The organism is Limimaricola sp. G21655-S1, from assembly GCF_027213785.1.
GTDB lineage: Bacteria > Pseudomonadota > Alphaproteobacteria > Rhodobacterales > Rhodobacteraceae > Limimaricola.
Map to the genome: position 1 here is coordinate 88,013 of NZ_JAPWGO010000010.1, position 14,892 is coordinate 102,904.

The 14,892-nt window shown below is 69.6% G+C and carries 14 protein-coding genes; 5 read left to right on the forward strand and 9 right to left on the reverse strand.

What is annotated here, in order from left to right:
- Window positions 1–167: 167 nt before the first annotated feature.
- Together O4G76_RS11650 and O4G76_RS11655 are read left to right on the forward strand one after the other, a co-directional pair.
- Window positions 168–506: a P-II family nitrogen regulator gene (locus O4G76_RS11650; RefSeq protein WP_085895393.1), complete on the forward strand. Its 339-nt coding sequence runs from the start codon at window positions 168–170 to the stop codon at window positions 504–506.
- Window positions 507–531: 25 nt separating this feature from the next.
- Window positions 532–1,911: an ammonium transporter gene (locus tag O4G76_RS11655; RefSeq protein ID WP_269397483.1), complete on the forward strand. Its 1,380-nt coding sequence runs from the start codon at window positions 532–534 to the stop codon at window positions 1,909–1,911.
- A 124-nt stretch (window positions 1,912–2,035) separates the two neighbouring features.
- Here the strand turns inward: O4G76_RS11655 and O4G76_RS11660 are convergent, their stop codons facing one another.
- From O4G76_RS11660 to dapA, 7 genes are all read right to left on the reverse strand, one after another.
- Window positions 2,036–3,139 carry a DUF3618 domain-containing protein gene (locus O4G76_RS11660; RefSeq protein WP_269397484.1) on the reverse strand — a complete coding sequence of 368 codons (1,104 nt, stop codon included), beginning with the start codon at window positions 3,137–3,139 and terminating at the stop codon, window positions 2,036–2,038.
- A complete protein-coding gene (locus O4G76_RS11665) occupies window positions 3,132–3,566 on the reverse strand; it encodes a phage holin family protein (RefSeq protein ID WP_269397485.1) in 435 nt (144 codons plus the stop codon). The genes O4G76_RS11660 and O4G76_RS11665 overlap by 8 nt, the downstream gene beginning before the upstream one ends.
- Window positions 3,563–4,411 carry a hypothetical protein gene (locus O4G76_RS11670; RefSeq protein ID WP_269397486.1) on the reverse strand — a complete coding sequence of 283 codons (849 nt, stop codon included), beginning with the start codon at window positions 4,409–4,411 and terminating at the stop codon, window positions 3,563–3,565. The genes O4G76_RS11665 and O4G76_RS11670 overlap by 4 nt, the downstream gene beginning before the upstream one ends.
- 204 nt (window positions 4,412–4,615) lie before the next feature.
- A complete protein-coding gene (locus O4G76_RS11675; protein ID WP_269397487.1) occupies window positions 4,616–5,800 on the reverse strand; it encodes an amino acid aminotransferase in 1,185 nt (394 codons plus the stop codon).
- A gap of 2 nt (window positions 5,801–5,802) precedes the next feature.
- Window positions 5,803–6,684: a 3-mercaptopyruvate sulfurtransferase gene (gene sseA, locus O4G76_RS11680; RefSeq protein ID WP_269397488.1), complete on the reverse strand. Its 882-nt coding sequence runs from the start codon at window positions 6,682–6,684 to the stop codon at window positions 5,803–5,805.
- A gap of 65 nt (window positions 6,685–6,749) precedes the next feature.
- Window positions 6,750–7,226 carry an SsrA-binding protein SmpB gene (gene smpB, locus O4G76_RS11685; RefSeq protein ID WP_269397489.1) on the reverse strand — a complete coding sequence of 159 codons (477 nt, stop codon included), beginning with the start codon at window positions 7,224–7,226 and terminating at the stop codon, window positions 6,750–6,752.
- 108 nt (window positions 7,227–7,334) lie between these two features.
- Window positions 7,335–8,210, reverse strand: a complete 876-nt coding sequence (gene dapA, locus O4G76_RS11690; protein ID WP_269397490.1) for a 4-hydroxy-tetrahydrodipicolinate synthase — start codon at window positions 8,208–8,210, stop codon at window positions 7,335–7,337.
- A 147-nt stretch (window positions 8,211–8,357) separates the two neighbouring features.
- Here dapA and O4G76_RS11695 point away from each other — a divergent pair, with 147 nt between their 5' ends.
- Entirely contained in the window at window positions 8,358–10,469 is a 2,112-nt protein-coding gene (locus O4G76_RS11695) for a transglycosylase SLT domain-containing protein (protein WP_269397491.1), read from the forward strand.
- 1 nt (window position 10,470) lies between these two features.
- Here the strand turns inward: O4G76_RS11695 and O4G76_RS11700 are convergent, their stop codons facing one another.
- Window positions 10,471–11,337 (reverse strand): DMT family transporter, encoded by an 867-nt coding sequence (locus O4G76_RS11700; RefSeq protein ID WP_269397492.1) that lies wholly within the window; start codon window positions 11,335–11,337, stop codon window positions 10,471–10,473.
- On the reverse strand, window positions 11,337–12,014 hold the full coding sequence (mnmD, locus tag O4G76_RS11705) for a tRNA (5-methylaminomethyl-2-thiouridine)(34)-methyltransferase MnmD (RefSeq protein WP_269397493.1): 678 nt from the start codon (window positions 12,012–12,014) through the stop codon (window positions 11,337–11,339). The genes O4G76_RS11700 and mnmD overlap by 1 nt, the downstream gene beginning before the upstream one ends.
- Window positions 12,015–12,062: 48 nt before the next feature.
- Between mnmD and O4G76_RS11710 the strand changes: the two genes are divergently transcribed.
- Window positions 12,063–13,109, forward strand: coding sequence for an FAD-binding oxidoreductase (locus O4G76_RS11710; protein WP_269397494.1), 1,047 nt, complete (start codon window positions 12,063–12,065; stop codon window positions 13,107–13,109).
- 73 nt (window positions 13,110–13,182) lie between these two features.
- Window positions 13,183–14,808: a thiamine pyrophosphate-binding protein gene (locus O4G76_RS11715; RefSeq protein ID WP_269397534.1), complete on the forward strand. Its 1,626-nt coding sequence runs from the start codon at window positions 13,183–13,185 to the stop codon at window positions 14,806–14,808.
- Window positions 14,809–14,892 lie beyond the last annotated feature (84 nt).

Below are 14,892 nucleotides of genomic sequence, written 5' to 3' on the forward strand. Positions count from 1 at the left end.
GTCGGCTTTTTTATGCCGCCCACGAATCGAGCAGTTATCCGCCATTGTGCAAAAATTGTGCATCCTGCCCGGTGCGGGGCATTTAACAGCCGCGCCGAAGCTTGCCCCCAAGGCAAGATGCGGGGCTGTTGAGGGCAGTCGAACCGAGACGCCACAAGGGGACCGACGTGAAACTCATCATCGCAACGATCAAGCCGTTCAAGCTCGAGGAGGTGCGCGAGGCGCTGACCTCGCAGGGCGTGCGCGGCATGATGGTGACCGAGATCAAGGGCTTCGGCTCCCAGTCCGGTCACACCGAGATCTATCGCGGCGCAGAATACGCCGTGAATTTCGTGCCGAAGGTCAAGCTCGAGATCGTGGTCCCCGAGGGGCTGGCCGAGCAGGTGGTGGCGACCATCGCCAGGACCGCCCGTACCGACAAGATCGGCGATGGCAAGATCTTCGTGCTGGACGTCGAGAGCGCGCTGCGCGTGCGCACCGGCGAAATCAACGACGACGCGCTCTGAGCCGACCCTCCCAGGAGACCAAGGAATGACCAACTGGAAAACCCCGCTTCGCGGGCTTGCGCCGCTTGCCTGCCTGATGGCCGGCCCGGCCTTCGCACAGGAGGCGGCCGAGGCCGCCGAACCCGCCGCGATCGAGGCGGGCATCGCCGCCGCGACCGACACCGCCTTCATCCTCAACACGTTGCTGTTCCTGATCGGCGGCTTCCTCGTGTTCTGGATGGCGGCGGGCTTCGCCATGCTCGAAGCCGGCCTGGTGCGCTCCAAGAACGTCGCCATGCAGTGCATGAAGAACGTCGCGCTCTTCTCGCTCGCCGGGATCATGTACTACCTGATCGGCTACAACCTGATGTATCCGCTGGGCAACTGGTCGATCGGCTCGGATGAGACCGGCGGCTATCTCGGCGCCTTCGGCGTCGCGGTGATGGAAGCGGTCGGCATCGGCCGTGACGCGGCCGACGACTACGGCTATGCCGCGACCTCGGGCGATTTCTTCTTCCAGCTGATGTTCGCGGCGACCACCGCCTCGATCGTCTCGGGCACCCTGGCCGAGCGTATCAAGCTCTGGCCCTTCCTGATCTTCACCATCGTGCTGACCGGCCTGATCTACCCGATCCAGGCGAGCTGGAAATGGGGCGGCGGCTTCCTCGACAGCCAGTGGGGCTTCCTCGACTTCGCCGGCTCGACCGTGGTGCACTCGGTCGGTGGCTGGGCGGCTCTGGCCGGCGCGCTGGTGCTGGGCGCCCGGGCGGGCAAGTTCAAGGATGGCCGCGTGATCCCGCTGCCGGGCTCGAACCTGGCGCTGGCGACGCTCGGCACCTTCATCCTGTGGATGGGCTGGTTCGGCTTCAACGGCGCCTCGCAGCTGGCGATGGGCACGGTGGGCGACGTGGCCGATATCGGCCGGATCTTCGCCAACACCAACGCCGCCGCGGCGGGCGGTGCGGTGGCCGCGCTGGTCTTCACGCAGCTGCTCTACAAGAAGCCCGACATCACCATGGTGCTGAACGGCGCGCTGGCGGGCCTCGTCTCGATCACCGCCGAACCGCTGACCCCCACGCTCGGCGCGGCGACGCTGATCGGCGCGGTGGGCGGCGTGATCGTGGTCTTCGCGGTGCCGATGCTCGACCGCATGAAGATCGACGACGTGGTCGGCGCGATCCCGGTGCACCTGTTCTGCGGCATCTGGGGCACCATCGCGGTGCTGTTCACCAACCCCGACGCCACCCTGGCGGGCCAGATCGTCCCGATCGTCATCGTCGGTGTCTTCACCTTCGTGGTCAGCCTCGTGGTCTGGATGGTGCTCAAGGCCGTCATGGGCATCCGGGTCGGCGAAGAGGCCGAGGTCACCGGGCTCGACATGGCCGAGCTGGGCATGGAGGCCTATCCCGACTTCACCCCGAGCTGACCTCCCCCGGGGGCCCGAGGTGGACAGGGCCCGGACGCCTCGGCGTCCGGGCCGCCTGCAAGGAGAAGCCAAAGGAAAAGGCGCCCCGCGGGGCGCCTTTTCACGTCTTGGAGGGAGGCCGCGCTCAGTGGCCGCCGGCCTTCTGGCGGGCCTTCTCCGCCTCGGCCTGGGCGCTGGCGCCCACATCCTTCTTCTGGGCTTCGGACTTCGCGGTATCGGCCACGTGCTCGGCCGCCTCGCGGGCCCGGCCCTGCACGTCGGTCGCGGCGTCCTTGAGGTCCTCCTGCACGGTACGGGCCAGACCTTCGGCCTGCTGGCGCGCATCCTCGGCGGTGGCCTTCGCCACGTCGGTCAGGCGCGCCCGCTCTTCTTCGTAGACGCGATAGGCCTCGTCCATCAGGTCGTCACGATAGGCGCCGAAGGCCTCGTCCTCGCGCTGGGTGCGCGGCAGCATCGCTGCCACGGCGGCACCCGCCGCCATCGCCAGAAGACCGCCGAGGAGCGGCTGCTGGTCGTAGAGACTGGCGGCGCGGTCGCGTCCCTGACGGGCGTAGTACTCGGCCTTCACCTGCGCCTCGTAGGCCCGGGTGCGCGCCGCGATCACGCGCTTCTTGCCCTCTTCGGACATGCCATGCGTGCCGTCGGCGATGCGCTCGCGCAGGCTGCGGGCCGAGGCGCCCATCGAGGCACCACGGGCGCGGGCGCGCTCGCGATACTTGCCGATCCGGCCCTTGGCGCCGCCCATCGCGCCGCTGACGCGATCGCGCAGGGCGCCGCCGCGCGAGCGGGGCTCGTGCCACGGCGAATCGCCGTGATCCTCGGGCGTCGCGTGCACAGGGCCGCGCGGCTCGTCCATCTTGTCGGTGCCGTATTTGCGCGACAGGTAGGGATCGGCGCCGAGGCGGCCGGAGCGGGCATAGTCGCGCTGGCCGCGATAATCGACCTCGCCGGCATAGCGCTCGTCCTCATGGCTGCCGCGGGCATTGGAGACCGCGAGCCATGCGAGGCCCGCGCCCACCAGCGCGATCGGCACCGGGTTGCGCTGCACGGTGGTCGAGATGGTCCGGCCGATATCGGAGGCGTTGTCGGTCACGCTGTCGGTCACGGAGCGCAGGATCCCGTCGAGCGACAGGCGCTCCTGCAGGTCGTCGATCGTGCGCTGCAATTCCGAGCGCTCGGTCTCGATCTCGCGCTCGATCTCTTCGGGGGAACGGGTCTGGTCAGTCATTGATGGCTCCTTTGACGGCAGCGGCATCGCGGCGGATGCTCTCGGCGCTGCGCTTTGGTGCGTTGGTCACGGCTTTCACACGGTTGATGCCCACCTTCACGAGGATCGCGGCGATCACGAGGATCACGCCGCCGACGATCAGCGAGGACCAACCCGCGCCGAGGCCGGTTTCGGCCAGCCAGGCCACGAAGGCGGCGGCCAGCACGTTCAACGCGGTCAGGCTCAGGATCACCGCGGCGACGATGAGGCCGATTCCCATGCCGGCACGGCTCACCGCGCGCGACATCTCGGCGCGGGCCAGATCGACCTCCTTGCGCACGAGGCCGCTCACATGGTTCAGCGCCTCCGACAGCAGCGACGCGGTGCTCTTGCTCTCGACCCGGTGCACGGTCCCGGGGGTGTCGTGGTGCGGATCTGTTTGGGTCATTTCTTTACCGCTCCCGTTGTACCAGGCTGCGGCGCGCCGGGGATCTCGGGCTTTTCATCGGGCTTGTCGATGCCGCCGACCGAGCCGGTGGATCCGGTAGCGCTGGAACCCTTCGACGCGGTGGACCCGGTCGGACCCGTCGAGCCGGTCGAGGACGAGGTCCCGGCGGTGCCGGTCGTGGCGCCGGTGCTGGCGGTTCCGGTCGTGCCGGCGGTGCCCGTCGCAGCCGGACGCGCCGTGCTCTGCGTGGTGCCGGTGGGCGCGGGACGCGGCGCGGCGCTGGTGGTGGGCGACGAGGTCGGCACCGGGCGCGAGACCCGATCGTCATCATCGTAATCATTGGGCGTCACATCGGGCGAATAGCGGTCATCCCGGCCATAGTCGCCGCTCGCGCCGTAGCTGCCGATGCGGTGATCGTCATGCCGGGCCGACGCCTTCATGAAGCGGGCCGCGACGAAGCCGAGCAGCGCCGCGCCACCGAGAAATGCGGCTTGGTTGCGGCGCGCGAAATCATTGACCGCATAGGCCATCTCGTCGAGTTCCATGTCGCGGATGCCGTCGGCGGTATCGGCCACGGTATCGGCGAGCTTGGCGAAGACGCGCTCCTGCGGCGAGCCATCATGCAGGTCGTCGGCGGCCTTGCGCAGCGCCGCCGCGATCTTCGACGTCTCGTTCGCGGCTTCGTTCTTGTATTCGCGCCCGTAATCATAGGCGCGGGTCTTGGCTTCATCGGCCATCTCGCGCGCCCGCTCGCGGGCGGTATCGGCGAATTCGGCCGCGCCGCTCTTGGCGTCGGCGGCCGCCCGTTTCGCCTTCTGGTCCATCGTCTCGCCAGTGTTGGCCATGTCGACCTCCTTGGGTTTGCTTGAGCGGGTTCCGAAGCGTGGCCTCGGACCCGTTTCGCTGGCAGAACCACCGGGCGGGATCAAAAGTTTCGCGGATTCGTGAGGAAGTGGCGGATTCCGCCATTCCCCTGCCACGCAGGGCGGAAACGCGAAACGCCGCCCCGAGGGGCGGCGTCCGGTAACGTACAGAGAAGCGGTGGCGCCTCAGACGCCGACGTCGATGATCGCCTGCGCGAGCACCGGGATGGTGCGGTCGTTGAGACCGGCGATGTTCATGCGGCTGTCGCCGACCATGTAGATGCCGTGATCGTCGCGCAGCCGCGCCACCTGCTCGGGCGCGGCGCCGAGACGCGAGAACATGCCGCGATGCTGGGCCAGAAAGTCGAAGCGATCCGAGTTCGACAGGCGCTTGAGCTCGGAGGCGAGCGCCTCGCGCAGCCGCAGCATGCCGGTGCGCACCTCCTCGAGCTCGGCCTGCCAGTCGGCGCGCAGCTCGGCATCGGTGAGGATCGTGGTGACCACCCGCGCGCCGTGATCGGGCGGGAAGGAATAGTTCTGCCGGTTCAGATAGGCCAGCGTGCCTTGCGCCTTCCGGGTCTGCGGCACGTCGCGGCCGATCGCCATCAGGATGCCGGTACGCTCGCGGTAGATGCCGAAGTTCTTCGAGCAGCTCGCGGCGATGATCACCTCGTCGAGCGCGCCCGCGATCAGCCGGGTGGCCGCCGCGTCGGCGTCGAGACCGTCGCCGAAGCCCTGATAGGCGAGGTCGATCATCGGCACGAGGTGGCGCGCCTTGAGCGTCGCCACGATCTCGTCCCACTGCTCGGGGCTGGGATTGGCGCCGGTCGGGTTGTGGCAGCAGCCATGCAGCAGCACCACGTCGCCGGGCTGCGCCTCGGCCAGATCGGCCATCATGCCGGCCATGTCGACCGAGCGGGTCTCGCTGTCGAAATAGCGGTAGTTGCGGGTCTTGGCATCGAGATGCTTGAGGATCGACAGGTGGTTCGGCCAAGTCGGATCGGAAACCCAGATCGTGGCTTCGGGCGCGGCCATGCCGATCATCTCGAAGGCCTGACGCACCGCGCCGGTGCCGCCCGGGGTCGCCACGGCGGCGACGCGGTCGCGCGGCAGCGTGTCGCCGAGCACCAGTTCGATCATCGCGTCGGCGAAGGCCGGATCGCCCGCGAGCGCGGTATAGCTCTTGGTCTCCTGGGTCTCGAGCAGCCGCGCCTCGGCGGTCTTGACCGCGCGCATGATGGGGGTGCGGCCCTCGGCGTCCTTGTAGACGCCGACGCCGAGATCGATCTTGTCGTCGCGCGGATCGGCCTTGTAGGCGCTCATCAGCGCCAGGATCTTGTCGGCCGGCTGGTCGGTCAGGTGCTCGAACATGTCTATCCTTCGAGGTTGTCTTTGGCGGGGCCGGTTTCCACCGGCAGGTCGGGGTACATGCCCCATTCGGACCAGGAGCCATCATAGAGCTGGTGGTCGGTCTTGCCGATGCGCTCGAGCGCCAGCGACAGCACCGCCGCCGTCACGCCGGAGCCGCAACTGGTGATCACCGGGCGGTCGAGATCGACGCCCGCCTGCGCGAACGCGGCGCGGATGCCCGCCTCGTCCTTCATGGTGCCGTCGGGGCGCAGCAATTCGCGGAAGAACAGGTTGCGCGACCCGGGGATGTGACCCGCGCGCAGCCCGGCGCGGGGCTCGGGCGCGCTGCCCTCGAACCGGGCCGAGGCACGGGCGTCGACGATGACATGGCTGCCGAGCTTCACGGCACGGGCCACCTCGGTGGCGTCGACCACCATGTCGCGGCGCGGATTCACCGTCAGGTGCCGGTCGCGCAGCGGCGTGGCCTCGGCGGTAAGCGGCCGGCCCTCGGCGCGCCATTTCGGCAGCCCGCCATCGAGCACCGCCACCTCTTCCTTGCCCATCAGCCTGAACAGCCAGCGCACCCGCGCCGCCGAGAACAGCCCGGCGCCGTCATAGACCACGATCCGGTGGCCGTCGCCCACGCCCATGGCGCGCAGCTTCGAGACGAATTTCTCGGGCGGCGGCGCCATGTGGGGCAGGCCGCTGCGGTGGTCCGAGATGTCGTCGATGTCGAAGAAACGGGCGCCGGGGATATGCGCCTGGCGGTATTCGGCGCGGCCATCGCGCCCGGTGTCGGGCAGATACCACGACGCGTCGAGAATCCGCAGGTCCGGGTCCTTCAGCCGCTCGGCCAGCCAGCGGGTGGAGACGAGCGTGCGGGGATCGTCGGCGGTCTCGGGCATGCGTTACCTCGGGTCGGGGCGCTCGGGCGGAGCAGTAGCCCCCCGGCCCGCCGGGTGCAAGCCGCTCAGGCCCCTTCGCGCAGCAGCCGTTGCTTCTGGCGACCCCAGTCGCGCTTGGCCTCGGTGGCGCGCTTGTCATGCAGCTTCTTGCCCTTGGCGATGGCGATCTTCAACTTCACCAGCCCGCGATCGTTGAAATACATCACCAGCGGCACGATGGTCATGCCCTCGCGCTGGGTGGCGTTCCACAGCCGCACCAGCTCCTTCTGCTTGACCAGGAGCTTGCGCTTGCGCCGTTCCTCGTGGCCGAAGGTGCGGCCCGCGTCATAGGGCGCGATATAGGCGTTGGTGAGCCACAGTTCGCCATCCTCGACGGCGGCATAGCTCTCGGCGATGTTGGACTGGCCGGTGCGCAGGCTCTTGACCTCGGACCCCATCAGCATGATCCCGCATTCGAGATCGCTCTCGATCGCGTAGTCGTAGCGGGCCCGCCGGTTCTCGGCGATCACCTTGTAGTTCTTGTTCTGCTCTTTCTTGGCCATGCGCCCGATCTAGGGATGCGGGGCGCGCAAGTCCAGCACCGCCCCTCCGGTTCATCTTTCTTCAATTACGCATGGCGCCCGGCCAGCCCCCCGCGGGGCCGGTTCGGTTCAGTGCCCGATCAGCCCGGCATGGCGCAGCGCGTCCTTGATCGCCAGACGCGTGCCTTCGAGCGGCGTGGTCAGCGGCGAGCGCACCTCGTCGCGGCACAAGCCGAGCACGCTCATCGCGTATTTCGCGCCCGCCACGCCCGGCTCCATGAAGATCGCCTCGTGCAGCGGCATCAGCCGGTCCAAGAGGTCGAGCGCGGTGTCGTAGCGGCCCCGGAGCGTCGCATCCTGGAACTCGGCGCAGAGCCGCGGCGCGACGTTGGCGGTGACCGAGATGCAGCCCCGGCCGCCATGGGCGTTGAAGCCCAGCGCGGTCGCGTCCTCGCCCGAGAGCTGCAGGAAATCGGCGCCGCAATGGATCCGTTGCTTCGGCACCCGGCTCAGATCGCCGGTCGCGTCCTTGACGCCGATGATCATCGGGTGGCGGGCCAGTTCGCCCATGGTGGTGGGCGTCATGTCGACAACCGAGCGGCCGGGGATGTTGTAGATGACGATCGGCAGGCCGCACTCGGCGGCGGCCATGAAATGCGCCACCAGCCCGCGTTGCGTCGGCTTGTTGTAATAGGGCGTGACCACGAGGGCGGCATCGGCGCCCGCGGCCTTGGCCGCCTCGACCAGCCGCACGGTTTCGGTCGTGTTGTTCGAGCCGGCGCCGGCGATCACGGGGATTCGGCCAGCGGCGGTCTTGACCACGGTCTCGACGACGAGGTCGTGCTCCTCATGGGTCAGGGTCGGGCTCTCGCCGGTGGTGCCGACGGGTACGAGGCCGTTGCTGCCCTCCGCGATGTGCCATTCGACCAGTTTCTTCAGCGTCTCGAGGTCCACCTGGCCATCTGCGAAGGGTGTGACGAGGGCCGGGAGCGATCCCTTGAACATGTGAGGCGTCCTGAGTCCGGGGGGTAAAATCGCGCGGACCCTAGACGGCTTTCCGCGGCTTGCCAAGTTTGTGAGTTGCGCCTTAACCCGGTACCCTTAGGTTGACGGTCCATGCCGAGAGACACGGAAATCCCGGAGCAGCCACGCATGACGACACCCATCCGATTCTCCACCGCCCTCGCCACCGTTCTGGCGTTCTGGGCCCCCGCGCTGCCGGCCAAGGCCGATATCGAGGCCGCGCTCGATGCGGCCGAGCGTCGCGACTGGACCCAGGCCCGGGCGCTGGCGGCGCCGCTGGGCGATGTGGCGCTCGATCTTGTGACCTGGGAACGACTGCAGGCCGGGCAGGGCGCCTGGGAGGATTACGTCGCCTTCGTCGCGGCGCATCCCGACTGGCCGCGGCTCGAGCAGATCCGCGCCGAGGGCGAGCGCGACATGCCCAAGGGCCTGCCGCCCGAACAGGTGATCGCCTGGTTCGGCGACAACGCGCCCGAAACCGGCGAGGGGGCCGTGCGCCTGGCCGAGGCGCTGATGGCCCAAGGCAAGGTGGATGCCGCGCGCGAGATGCTGGTCGAGAGCTGGCTGACGCTGGGGCTCGACGGTACCGGTCATGCCGCGATGGTCGAGGCCTTCGGCGACATCCTCGCGCCGCATCACGCCGACCGGGTCGATGCGATGCTCTGGCGCTGGCGCATCACCGATGCGCAGCGGCTGTTCGACACGCTGTCCGCCGATGAACGACGCGTCGCCGAGGCGCGCGTGGCGCTGATTCGCGACCGCAGCGCGGCGCAGATGCTGGGCCGGGTGCCCGAGCGGCTGCGCGACACGCCCGGCATCGCCAATGCCCGGTTCAACCGATTCGCGGACAAGGGCGACTACACCGAGGCGCTGGAGATCATCGAGCGCCATACCGGCAGCGAGGAGGCGCTCGGCGATCCGTTCCGCTGGGCCTCGTGGCGCGCGACGCTGGCGCGCTGGCTGATGCGGCAGGGCGAGGCCGAGCGGGCCTACAAGCTCGCCAGCCAGCACTTCCTCACCGAGGGCAGCTTCTACGCCGATCTCGAATGGCTTTCGGGCTATATCGCGCTGACCTATCTCGACGATCCCGCCAAGGCGCTGGAGCATTTCCAGCACCTCGAGAGCGACGTCGAAAGCCCGATCTCGCTGGCTCGGGCCGGCTACTGGCAGGGCCGGGCGCGCGAGGCCCGGGGTGCCTATGACCAGGCGGCTCTCGATTATGCGCGCGCGGCGCTGCACCAGACCGCCTTCTATGGGCTGCTGGCCGCCGAAAAGCTCGGCCTGTCGCTCGATCCGGCGCTCACCGGTCACGAGCCGGTGGCCGACTGGCGCCAGGGCGCGTTCCTCAAGGATGACCGCACCCAGGCCGTGGCCTTCCTGCTCGACGCCGGGCAGTATGGCGACGCGCTGCGCTTCGTCGTGGAACTGGGCCGCTCGCTCGACCGCGAGGGCATCGCGCAGCTCGGGCGGATGCTGATGGAGCGCGACGAGACGCATCTGGCGCTGACGCTGGGCAAGGCCGCGGCCTACAGGCAGATCGTCATCCCCGAGATCTATTTCCCGCTGCACGCCCTCGCCGAGACCGAGCTGCCGGTGGCACCCGAGCTGGCGATGTCGATCGCCCGCCGCGAGAGCGAGTTCAACATCGGCGTCGGCAGCCCGGTGGGCGCGCTGGGGCTGATGCAGCTGATGCCCGCCACCGCCGAAGAGGTCGCGGGCTGGCTCGGCCTGCCCTATTCGCGCTCCAAGCTGACCACAGACTGGCGCTACAACGCCAAGCTCGGCTCGCGCTACCTCGCCTATCTCGAGGAGACCTTCGGCCAGAGCCCGGTGATGATCTCTGCCGGCTACAATGCCGGTGCCTCGCGACCGCGCACATGGATGGCCGAGCGCGGCGATCCGCGGATCGGGCAGGCCGACGTCGTCGACTGGATCGAGCACATCCCCTTCACCGAGACCCGCAACTACGTGATGCGGGTGAGCGAATCGATCCCGGTCTACCGGGCGCGGCTGACCGGCGAGACCGGACCGGTGAACTTCACGGACATCCTGAACGGCAAGCCGCCCTTCGTGCGGCCGCAGGCGCGCGACGCCGACACGGTTATCGCCGCGACCGAACCCGCGCCGGTGCCGCCCGCCGTCGAGGTCACGCCGGAAGGGCGCGCCTCGTCGATGTCGCTGTCGATCCTCGCGCCAATGTCGATCGGCGGCATGCGGCCGCCGCAGCGCCCGGTGGAGTGATCTAGGCCGCCTTGCGGTGGGTGCGGATCAGCGTGAACACGCCCGCGCCCACCACGATCGCGGCGCCCAACGCCACGTTGGGCGCAAGCGTCTCGCCAAAGGCCAAGAGCCCCAGCGACGCCGCGAAGGGCAACTGCAGATAGGCGAAGGGCTGCACCGCGCCGGCCTCGGCCACCTCGTAGGTCTTGATCAGCAGGAAATGCCCGCCCGCGCCGGTCACGCACAAAAGCGCCATCACGGCCCAGTCCCAGCCCTGCATCGGCTCCCAGCTGGGCAGGCCGATGACGGTCATCAGCACGGCCCCGGTCACGCCGGTCCAGAAAAAGCTCGTCGCCGCCGCGTCGCGCCGCGCGACGTAGCGGGTGAGCAGCCCGTAGAGCGCGAACATCACCGCCGCCACCAGCGGGAACAGGGCCGCCGGCGCGAAGACCCCGAGACCGGGCTGCAGGATCACCAGCACGCCGACGAAACCGATGCCGATGGCGGCCCAGCGCCGCCAGCCGACGCTTTCGCCCAGCACCGGCCCCGACAGCGCCGCGATCAGCAGCGGGTAGACCGCGAAGATCGCGTGGCTCTCGACCAGACCGAGATGCACGAAACCGATCACCATGACGCAGATTTCGCCCGCAAGCAGCAGCCCGCGCCCGATCTGCAGGAGCGGCTGCGACGTGCTCGCGGCAGCGCGGATCGAGCCCTTCTGCCGCCGCGCGATGGCGATGACGAAGGCGGCGAAGAACCAGTAGCGGATCATCACCACCATGAAGACGCTGTAATGCTCAGCCAGATAGCGCGAGATCCCGTCCTGCATCGCGAAGACGAAGGTGGTGATCGTCATCAGCAGGATGCCGAGGCGGTTGTCGTTGCGCATCAGGCGGGCTTTCTGGCGATGGTCATGTGGCGCTTGCGCCCGTAGCCCGGCGCCCGCTCGACCTCGAGCCCGGCCGCCGCCAGCGCCCGGCGCACATGGCCCGCGGCGGTATAGCTGGCCAGCGTGCCGCCCGGGGCGGTATGCGACGCCACCTCGGCCAGGAGCGCCTCGCCCCAAAGCTCGGGGTTCTTGGCGGGGGCGAAGCCGTCGAGAAACCAGGCATCGGCGCGGCCCTCGTGTCGCGGCAGCGTCTCGCGCGCGTCGCCCACGTCGATTTCGAGCGTGACCGCCTCCCCGAAGCGATGCGGACCCGGTCCGCTCTCCAGCGCCGCGACGAGCCGATCGGCGCGCGCCTCGAGGGCCGGGAAGGCGGTCAGGGCCCGGGCGGTGTCGGCGGGCGACATCGGAAAGGCCTCGAAGCTGGTGAAACGCAGCGTGCCGCGCCCGCCCGCCATCTCCCACGCCTCCCATGCGGTGAGGAAGTTGAGCCCGGTGCCGAAGCCGGTCTCCATGATCCGGAAATCGCCGCCGAAGCGCTCCGGCAGGCCATTGCCCGCCAGAAAGACGTGGCGGGTCTCGGCGAGCCCGTCATGGATCGAGAAATAGGGATCGTCGAAACGGGTCGAGACCGGCACCCGGTCGTCCCGCCAGTCGATCTCCGCCCGCTGGTCGTTCATGCGCGTCTGCCCTAGGTTGCGGCCTCGTGATGACGGGGGCGGTTGGCGATGGCAAGCGTGGATCTGACGGTGATGGGCGCCGGGGCCTGGGGGCTCGCGGTCGCGGTGGCCTGCGCCCGGCGCGGCGCGCATGTACGGGTGATCGATCCCCACGGCCCGGCGGCGGGCGCCTCCGGTGGCATCGTCGGCGCGCTGGCCCCGCATGTGCCGGAGCAATGGAACGAGAAGAAGGCGTTCCAGCTGGAGGCGCTCCTGATGGCCGAGGATTACTGGGCCGACATCGCCCGGCTGTCCGGCGCCGATCCCGGTTATGCCCGCACCGGTCGGCTGCAACCGCTGGCCGATGCGGCGGCGGTGGCGCGGGCCGAGGAGCGGGCGCGCGGCGCCGATGATCTGTGGCAGGGCCGAGCGGAATGGCGCGTGATCGCGGCGCCGGGGGGCGACTGGACGCCCGCCAGCCCCTCGGGGCGGCTGGTGCATGACACGCTCACCGCGCGGCTGCATCCGCGCCATGCGACGCTGGCGCTGGCGCGCGCGCTCGAGGTGCTGGGCGGCGAGATCACGCGCGACGGTCTGCCCGAGGGGCCGGTGATCTGGGCCACCGGCGTTGCCGGACTCGAGGAGATATCGGCACTGGCGGGCAAGGCGGCGGGGACCGGCGTGAAGGGGCAGGCGGCGCTGTTGCGGCCGCGTGGTTTCGATGCGAGCGACGCGCCGCAGATCTTTGCCGACGGGCTGCACGCGGTGCCGCATGCCGATGGCACGGTAGGGATCGGCTCGACCTCGGAGCGCGACTACGACGACGGCGCCGCCACCGATGCGCAGCTCGACGCGCTGGTGGCGCGGGCGCGCGGGCTCTGCCCGGCGCTGGCCGAGGCCGAGGTGGTGGAGCGCTGGGCCGGGGTCCGGCCGCGGACCCGCTCCCGCGCGCCGATGCTGGGCCCGCATCCGTTTCGCGAGAACGCCTTCATCGCCAATGGCGGGTTCAAGATCGGCTTCGGCCTCGCGCCGCTGGTGGGCGAGGTCCTGGCCGATCTGGTGCTGGAAGGCACCGACCGCATTCCCGAGGGCTTCCGCCCCGAGGCGAGCCTCTGACCGACCGATCCGCGCCACCTTGCCCGCCAGCCTCGGGGCGGTCATGTTCGGCCCCGCAACGGGGGAGGCGATGATGCGGCACGGCGGACGGATTCTGGTGGAGCAGCTTTCGAGGCTGGGGGTCGAGCGGGTGTTCTCGGTGCCGGGCGAAAGCTTTCTCGCCGTGCTCGACGGGCTGCATGACGGCGCCATCGCCAACGTGGTCTGCCGCCACGAGGGCGGGGCGGCGATGATGGCCGAGGCGCATGGCAAACTGACTGGCCGGCCCGGCGTCGCCTTCGTCACGCGCGGCCCCGGCGCCACCAACGCCTCTGCCGGGGTGCATGTGGCGCGGCAGGACAGCACGCCGATGGTGCTCTTCGTGGGGCAGATCGCGCGGAGCGACCGCGACCGCGAGGCGTTCCAGGAGGTGGATTACCGCGCCATGTTCGGCGGCCTCGCCAAATGGGTGGCCGAGATCGACGACACCGCGCGCATTCCCGAATATGTCGGTCGCGCCTTCGAAGTTGCGATGTCGGGCCGCCCCGGCCCGGTGGTGCTGGCGCTGCCCGAGGACGTGCTCTCGGGACATGCGGAGACACCGGATCTCGGACCCGCGCCGGAGCGGCTGGCGCCCGATCTCTCGGGGGCGGCGGGGCGGATCATGGCGCGACTGGCCCGGGCCGAACGCCCGCTCGTGGTGGTGGGCGGGCCGCATTGGTCGCAGGCCGCCGCCGCCGATCTGGCCCGCTTCGCCGAAAACCAGGGCCTGCCCGTGGCGGCGGGGTTCCGGCGGCAGGACTACATGGACAACCGCCATTCCCACTATGCCGGGGATCTGAATGTCGGGGTGAATCCGAGGCTCGCCGAGCGCGTCCGCACGGCCGACGCCATTCTCGCGATCGGTACGCGACTGGGGGATATCGAGACGCAGGGCTATACGCTGCTCAGCCCCGCGGGCGACGACAAGACGCTGATCCATGTCCACTCCGATCCGGACGAGATCGGCCGGGTCTGGCGGCCGGGTCTGGCGGCCGTGGCCCCGGCGCCCGCGATGATCTCGGCGCTGGCCGCGCTCGATCCCTGCGGCGCCGACTGGTCCGGCTGGACCCGGAACGCGCGCGCGGATTACGAGGGCTGGCTCGCGCCGAAGGAGACCCCCGGCGCGGTGAAGCTGGAACGGGTCATCGGCTGGCTTTCGGAGAACCTGCCCGAGGACGCGATCCTGACCAACGGTGCCGGCAACTACGCGGGCTGGCTGCACCGCTATTTCCGGTTCAAGGGATTCCGGACCCAGCTCGCACCGACGTCGGGCTCGATGGGATACGGCTTTCCGGCGGCGATCGCGGCGGCGCTGGCGCATCCGGGGCGCGCGGTGGTCTGCCTCGCGGGCGATGGCTGCTTCCAGATGACGCTGAACGAGATGTCGACGGCGCTGCAGCATGGCGCGGCGCCGGTCGTGATCGTCGTCAACAACGGCCGCTATGGCACCATCCGCATGCATCAGGAGCGGCATTTCCCCGGCCGCGTCTCCGGCACGGCGCTGGCCAATCCCGATTTCGCGGAGTTCGCGCGGGCCTATGGCGGGCATGGCGAAGTGGTGGAGCGGGACGCCGATTTCCCGGCGGCCTTCGAGCGGGCGCGCGAGAGCAGGCGTCCGGCGGTGATCGAGCTGCGGGTCGATCCGGCGGCGCTCTCGACCGGGCAGGTGCTGGATTGAAGCTGATTCGGGCTTGGTACGGCGGCGCACGAAATGCGAACCACCAACAACTTGCGGTTCAATTGCAATACCCCGACATATAGG

What these genes read in the sequence shown, in the direction of transcription:
- O4G76_RS11655 (WP_269397483.1), top strand. Translation starts at nt 532, where the DNA reads ATGACCAACTGGAAAACCCCGCTTCGCGGGCTTGCGCCGCTTGCCTGC.
- O4G76_RS11660 (WP_269397484.1), bottom strand. Translation starts at nt 3,139, where the DNA reads ATGACTGACCAGACCCGTTCCCCCGAAGAGATCGAGCGCGAGATCGAG.
- O4G76_RS11665 (WP_269397485.1), bottom strand. Translation starts at nt 3,566, where the DNA reads ATGACCCAAACAGATCCGCACCACGACACCCCCGGGACCGTGCACCGG.
- O4G76_RS11670 (WP_269397486.1), bottom strand. Translation starts at nt 4,411, where the DNA reads ATGGCCAACACTGGCGAGACGATGGACCAGAAGGCGAAACGGGCGGCC.
- O4G76_RS11675 (WP_269397487.1), bottom strand. Translation starts at nt 5,800, where the DNA reads ATGTTCGAGCACCTGACCGACCAGCCGGCCGACAAGATCCTGGCGCTG.
- sseA (WP_269397488.1), bottom strand. Translation starts at nt 6,684, where the DNA reads ATGCCCGAGACCGCCGACGATCCCCGCACGCTCGTCTCCACCCGCTGG.
- smpB (WP_269397489.1), bottom strand. Translation starts at nt 7,226, where the DNA reads ATGGCCAAGAAAGAGCAGAACAAGAACTACAAGGTGATCGCCGAGAAC.
- dapA (WP_269397490.1), bottom strand. Translation starts at nt 8,210, where the DNA reads ATGTTCAAGGGATCGCTCCCGGCCCTCGTCACACCCTTCGCAGATGGC.
- O4G76_RS11695 (WP_269397491.1), top strand. Translation starts at nt 8,358, where the DNA reads ATGACGACACCCATCCGATTCTCCACCGCCCTCGCCACCGTTCTGGCG.
- O4G76_RS11700 (WP_269397492.1), bottom strand. Translation starts at nt 11,337, where the DNA reads ATGCGCAACGACAACCGCCTCGGCATCCTGCTGATGACGATCACCACC.
- mnmD (WP_269397493.1), bottom strand. Translation starts at nt 12,014, where the DNA reads ATGAACGACCAGCGGGCGGAGATCGACTGGCGGGACGACCGGGTGCCG.
- O4G76_RS11710 (WP_269397494.1), top strand. Translation starts at nt 12,063, where the DNA reads ATGGCAAGCGTGGATCTGACGGTGATGGGCGCCGGGGCCTGGGGGCTC.
- O4G76_RS11715 (WP_269397534.1), top strand. Translation starts at nt 13,183, where the DNA reads ATGCGGCACGGCGGACGGATTCTGGTGGAGCAGCTTTCGAGGCTGGGG.